Raw genomic sequence first — 5,702 nt, forward strand, 5'->3', positions numbered from 1 at the left:
TGCAGCGCAACAACAGCATTGCCCGCAACCACGGAAAAGACGACAAATAGAACAATAAAAGCTGCCTGGAGATTCGGAATGGCTGCGAACGCCTCCAGAGCTTTTTCTAATGGTTGCGAGGCGCTTTGCATGGGGCACAACTACTATTCGATTGCAGAGTGCATTCTAATCCTGCTGTCTAATCTGGGGTAGTCCGCAAGTCGTGCAGGAAATATCCGAAATAAATCAACAGCTTTCGAGCGTCGTGCATTCTAATCTTGCAGCCTAATCCAGATACATTGCAAGATTGAGTTGGACCATGAAATATACACCGAAAGCCGAAGCTTTCGTCGGGATCGAGTTTGCCGAGGGCTTTTCCCTGGCGGATGGCATAGGCGATTCCCTGGCTGTCGGCAGAATCCCCGCTAGCTGCAATGCCATCGAGCGTTCTGGTTTTCGACGCCGAGTCCCGACCCGATGCTGTTGTCATGATCCATTGCGCCGATTTTGTCCGGCCCAATCTTCAGCTCATGATGGGTCGGTCTGACCGAGCAATCGCGAGGTCACCAGTTCGACCGACTGCTCCGTCGTGAGATCGGCGGTTTGCAGATGGATGTCGGCATGTTCCGGTGGCTGATAGGGCGAGCTGATGCCCGTGAAGTTCGGAATTTCGCCGGCGCGCGCGCGTCGATACAGGCCCTTGGGATCGCGCTGCTCGCAAAGTTCGAGAGGGGTGTCGACGAACACTTCCAGAAACTCGCCGTCATCGAACAGCTCGCGGGCCATGCGGCGCTCATCGCGGAATGGGCTGATGAAGCTGACCAGCACGATCAGGCCGGCATCGACCATGAGCTTTGCGACTTCAGCAACGCGTCGGATGTTTTCGACACGATCTTCGTCGGTGAAGCCGAGATCCTTGTTGAGTCCATGACGGACATTGTCGCCATCGAGGATATAGGTGTGATATCCCATCGTGTGCAGACGCCGATCGACGAGGTTGGCGATGGTCGATTTGCCGGAGCCGGAAAGGCCGGTGAACCACAGGCACGATGGATTCTGGCCCTTGATTGCGGCTCGGGTCTGGCGGCCGATTTCGAGTTGGTGCCAGTGGATGTTGGTGGCTCGGCGCAGGGCGAAATCGATCGTGCCGCAGCCGACTGTGGCGTTGCTCTGGCGGTCGATCAGGATGAACCCGCCGAGGGTGCGATTGTCCGCATACGGCTCGAAAGCGATGGGCTGATCGAGCATCAGGTTGCAGTAGGCGACCTCGTTGAGGTTTACCCGCTTGGCCGCCAAAAGTTTCTGGCTGTTGATGTCAACGCGATGCTTGATTTCGGTAATCTGCGCGGCGACGGTTTGACTGCCGATTTTCATCCAGTAGCCGCGGCCTGGCAGCAGAGGGGTATCGGCCATCCACAGCACATGGCTGGCAAACTGATCGGCGACTTCGGGCGGATGGCTGGTCGCTGCAATCACGTCACCGCGGCTGACGTCGACTTCGTCGGCCAAGGTCACGGTGACGGCTTCGCCCTCGCGCGCGCTGCTGGATTCACCCTGCGGATTGATCACGCTGGCGAGCCGGGTGCGCGTGCCGGACGGCAGCACGATGACCTCATCTCCAACACGGACTTCACCGCTGGCAACCTGCCCGGAGAATCCGCGAAAATTCTGATTGGGTCGATTAACCCACTGCACCGGCAGGCGAAATGGCTGCTTGCTTTCGGCGCGGCTGACGTCGATGGTTTCCAGCAGCCCAAGCAGGCTGTCACCCTGATACCACGGCATCTGCGTGCTGGCCGACATCACGTTGTCGCCCTTCAATGCCGATAACGGCACGCTGTGCACGTTTTCGATGCCGAGCCGCTCGGCCAGTTGCTGATAATCCTCGGCGATGCGCTCAAACGTGGCCTGGTCATAATCGATCAGATCCATCTTGTTGACCGCCAGGATCACGTGACGGATACCGAGCAGCGAGACGATATAGCTGTGCCGACGGGTCTGGGTCAGCAGTCCTTTGCGTGCATCGACCAGGACGATGGCCAGATCGGCGGTGGAGGCGCCGGTTGCCATGTTGCGCGTGTACTGCTCATGGCCGGGACAATCGGCGACGATGAACTTGCGTTGTTCGGTGCCGAAAAAACGATACGCAACATCAATCGTGATGCCCTGCTCGCGCTCGGCAGCCAAGCCATCAACGAGCAGGGCAAAGTCGATCTCGCCGTTCTGCGTGCCGAAGCGGCGGCTGTCCGATTCCAGCGTGGCCAGCTGATCATCGAGCAGCAGCTTTGAGTCGTGCAGCAAGCGACCAATCAGCGTGCTCTTGCCGTCATCGACACTGCCACAGGTGATGAAGCGCAGCAGGCTTTTCGACTCGTGCAGCGCCAAATATTCGGAGATGCTCGTCGTCGCGCCAAGTTGCCCCTCCAATCCCGAATCCCCGCTCTTAACAGCCGTACGGCTGGTCATCCCGAATCCCGGCTTCATCAGAAATACCCCTCCTGTTTCTTCTTTTCCATCGACGCGGAAGGATCGTGATCGATCACGCGACCCTGGCGTTCGGAGGTGGTGGAGACGAGCATTTCCTGGATGACGGCCTCCAGCGTGTCGGCATCCGATTCGATGGCGCCGGTCAGCGGATAGCAGCCCAGCGTGCGGAAGCGCACTTTTTTCATCATCGGCTGCTCGCCATCGCGCAGCGGCAGGCGATCGTCGTCGACCATGATCAGCGCACCATCGCGCTCGACCACGGGCCGCTCTTTGGCCAGATACAGCGACGGCACCGGAATCTGCTCGCGGAAGATGTATAGCCAGATATCCAGCTCGGTCCAGTTCGACAGTGGAAACACCCGCACCGACTCGCCCTTGTGAATGCGCGCGTTGTACAGATTCCACAGCTCCGGGCGCTGATTTTTCGGATCCCAGCGATGCTGCGCGCTGCGGAAACTGAATACGCGCTCCTTGGCCCGCGACTTCTCCTCATCGCGCCGGGCACCGCCAATCGCGGCATCAAATCCGAACTTGTCCAGGGCCTGCTTGAGGCCCTGGGTTTTCATTACGTCGGTGTGCACGGTGGCACCGTGCGTGATCGGACTCATGTTCTGCGCGACGCCATCCGGGTTGATATGCACATGCAGGGTGCAACCGGTTTCGGCGGCACGCTGATCGCGGAAGGCGATCATCTCGCGGAACTTCCAGCGCGTATCGACATGCAGCAGCGGGATCGGCGGCCGCCCCGGCGCGAATGCCTTGACCAGCAGATGCAGCAGCACCGAGCTGTCCTTGCCCACCGAATACAGCATCACCGGATTGCTGAACTCGGCGGCGACTTCGCGCAGGATGTGGATGCTCTCGGCTTCGAGGCGGTCGAGATGGCTTTGGCTGGGCTGGGTCACGGCGGAATCGGGTTCTGTGTGATTGCGGATTATCGCAGATTGGATATTGACGGACGTGTGGACGTGGTCATGTCGATATAACGGCGACAAGTTGCCCCCGGCGCCTCCAGGGAAACGGAAATCCTCAATCACTCTGACTGAGTGGGCTAACAGCAAGAATCTCATGAAACAGTTCCTTCTCCTGCTGGCGGGAGAAGCGCGAACTCATGCAATTCATGGGCTGAATCAATCGTTGCCCTTCCGTTACCGAGGATCGGCGATCACGATGACTTCAATCAGCAGCCTTGTCCTGATAGACAGACTTGCCCGCCACCCATGTCTGCAAAACCTTCGTCTTCCAGATCGTCGCCGGATCGCCTTTGAAGATGTCCTGATCAATGAGGATGAAGTCGGCCCATTTGCCGGGCTCGAGGGTGCCGAGGGTCTTTTCCTGATGGGCGGCATAGGCGGCATCGAGGGTGAAGGAGCGCAGGGCCTCGGTGATGGTCATGCCCTGCTCGGGATGCCAGCCACCGGGTGGGTGGCCATCGTGATCCTGACGGGTGACGGCGGCGTGCAGCCCAAAAAATGGATTCGGTGACTCGATCGGGAAATCCGATCCGCCGGCGATATGCGTACCCTGCTTGAGAAATGTGCGCCAGGCATAAGCGCCCTTGATGCGCTCGTGGCCAACACGATCTTCGGCCATGTTCATGTCCGAGGTGGCATGAGTCGGTTGCATCGAGGCGATCAGACCGAGATCGACGAAGCGCGGAATATCATCCAGCGCAACCACTTGCGCGTGCTCGATGCGATTGCGCAGTTTCTTTCCATTCGGGTCTTTCTTGTAGGCCGCAGCGAAGCTGTCGAGCACTTCGCGGTTGGCCTTGTCGCCGATCGCATGCACGCAAACCTGATAGCCCTTGCCGAGCGCCTTGCTGATCATCGCGGTCATCTTGGCGGGCGGACTGAACAGCAGGCCGGAATTTTCTGAATCATCCGAATATGGCGCGAGCATGGCCGCGCCGCGGCTGCCGAGCGCGCCATCGGCAAACAATTTGACGCTGCGCACGGTCAGAAAATCATCGCCGTAGCCGATCAGCGGACCGTTCTTGCTGATCGTATCGAAATCCTTGCCGGTGCCGCGGATCATCGCGTAGATGCGAGCAGTGAGCTTGCCCTCGTCGGCGAATTGCTTGTAGAGCTTGAATGTGGCCAGATCGATGCCGGCATCATCAACGCCGGTCAAGCCGACACTGGCCATCGTGGCAAGCGCCGACGTGAGTGCGGCGCTCATCTGCGCATCGGTTGGTGGGGGAATCAGGCTGGAAATCAACCCCGCCGCAGCGTCAACGAATACGCCGGTTGGATTGCCCTCGGCATCTCGTTCAATGCGACCACCGACGGGATCCTTTGTATCCTTGGTGATGCCCGCAAGCTTGATCGCCGCCGAGTTGGCCCAGGCGGCGTGGCCATCGACCCGCTGCAGGAAGGCCGGTCGATCGGAAACGACCGTATCGAGTTCCTTCGCATTCGGAAAACGTCCAAGTTTCCAGATAACCTGGTTCCAGCCGCCACCGACGATCCACTGATCCTCCTTGTGCGTCGCGGCGTAGCTCTTGACCTTGGCCAGGGCTGCATCAATCGACGGCGTGCCGGCGAGATCCACTTGCAGGGACATTTTGCCGAGATACATGACGTGACCATGCGCATCGGTCAATCCGGGCATGAGGGTTTTGCCCTTGCCATCGATGACACGGGCATCGCCTGCCCGCTTGGCCATGTCCGCATGATTGCCGGTGGCGAGCACTTTGCCGTCCTCGACCAGCATGGCCTCGAAGCGTTGCAGCTTGCCGGCGGTATTCAACGTATAGCCATTGATGTTGTCTACGAATAGATCCGCAGCGAACACGGTTTGTGTTGCCAGCAGCGCGGAAAAGGCCAGGGCAAAACGGGTTGTCGCAATCATCAGCAAGACTCCGGCAGACAGGATCGGCAACGATACGCCAACATCGGCATTTCGCGAACTGCAGCCCGGCCTTGGTTCACTTGCCCCCGGCAGGGATGCCGTGCAGCGTAGCGGCGTGCTTCAAATAGGCAAAGTCACTGGGCCCCTGCCTGCACAGGGGCGACGAGAAGGATGGGATTCGAGGGCAGCAAGTGCGGGGTTGCTGCGCTTCGCTGCAACGTAAAATCAGGAACAGGGTCACCGGACCCCTGCCTGCGCCTGTCTCTTGATCACATCTTTGGCATCATTTCTTGGGCAAGGTGATAGCCCTCAATGCGTTGTTGTAGGCGCGCCCAACCCCGCCACAGGGCATCCCAACCCGGACGTCCTGTTCGCTTCGTGTC

Annotated in this window: 3 protein-coding genes; all 3 read right to left on the reverse strand. The window is 59.2% G+C overall.

The window, feature by feature from the left end; translation table 11 throughout:
• Window positions 1–507: 507 nt before the first annotated feature.
• On the reverse strand, window positions 508–2,445 hold the full coding sequence (cysN, locus tag VFN25_RS16470; RefSeq protein ID WP_414648988.1) for a sulfate adenylyltransferase subunit CysN: 1,938 nt from the start codon (window positions 2,443–2,445) through the stop codon (window positions 508–510).
• 17 nt (window positions 2,446–2,462) lie between these two features.
• A complete protein-coding gene (gene cysD / locus VFN25_RS16475) occupies window positions 2,463–3,371 on the reverse strand; it encodes a sulfate adenylyltransferase subunit CysD (RefSeq protein WP_325143873.1) in 909 nt (302 codons plus the stop codon).
• 271 nt (window positions 3,372–3,642) lie between these two features.
• Entirely contained in the window at window positions 3,643–5,319 is a 1,677-nt protein-coding gene (locus VFN25_RS16480) for an amidohydrolase (RefSeq protein WP_325143876.1), read from the reverse strand.
• Between the last annotated feature and the right edge of the window lie 383 nt (window positions 5,320–5,702).

The sequence above is a fragment of the Dokdonella sp. genome (genome assembly GCF_035703485.1).
Taxonomy (GTDB): Bacteria; Pseudomonadota; Gammaproteobacteria; order Xanthomonadales; family Rhodanobacteraceae; genus Dokdonella.

What these genes read in the sequence shown, in the direction of transcription:
- cysN (WP_414648988.1), bottom strand. Translation starts at nt 2,445, where the DNA reads ATGACCAGCCGTACGGCTGTTAAGAGCGGGGATTCGGGATTGGAGGGG.
- VFN25_RS16480 (WP_325143876.1), bottom strand. Translation starts at nt 5,319, where the DNA reads ATGATTGCGACAACCCGTTTTGCCCTGGCCTTTTCCGCGCTGCTGGCA.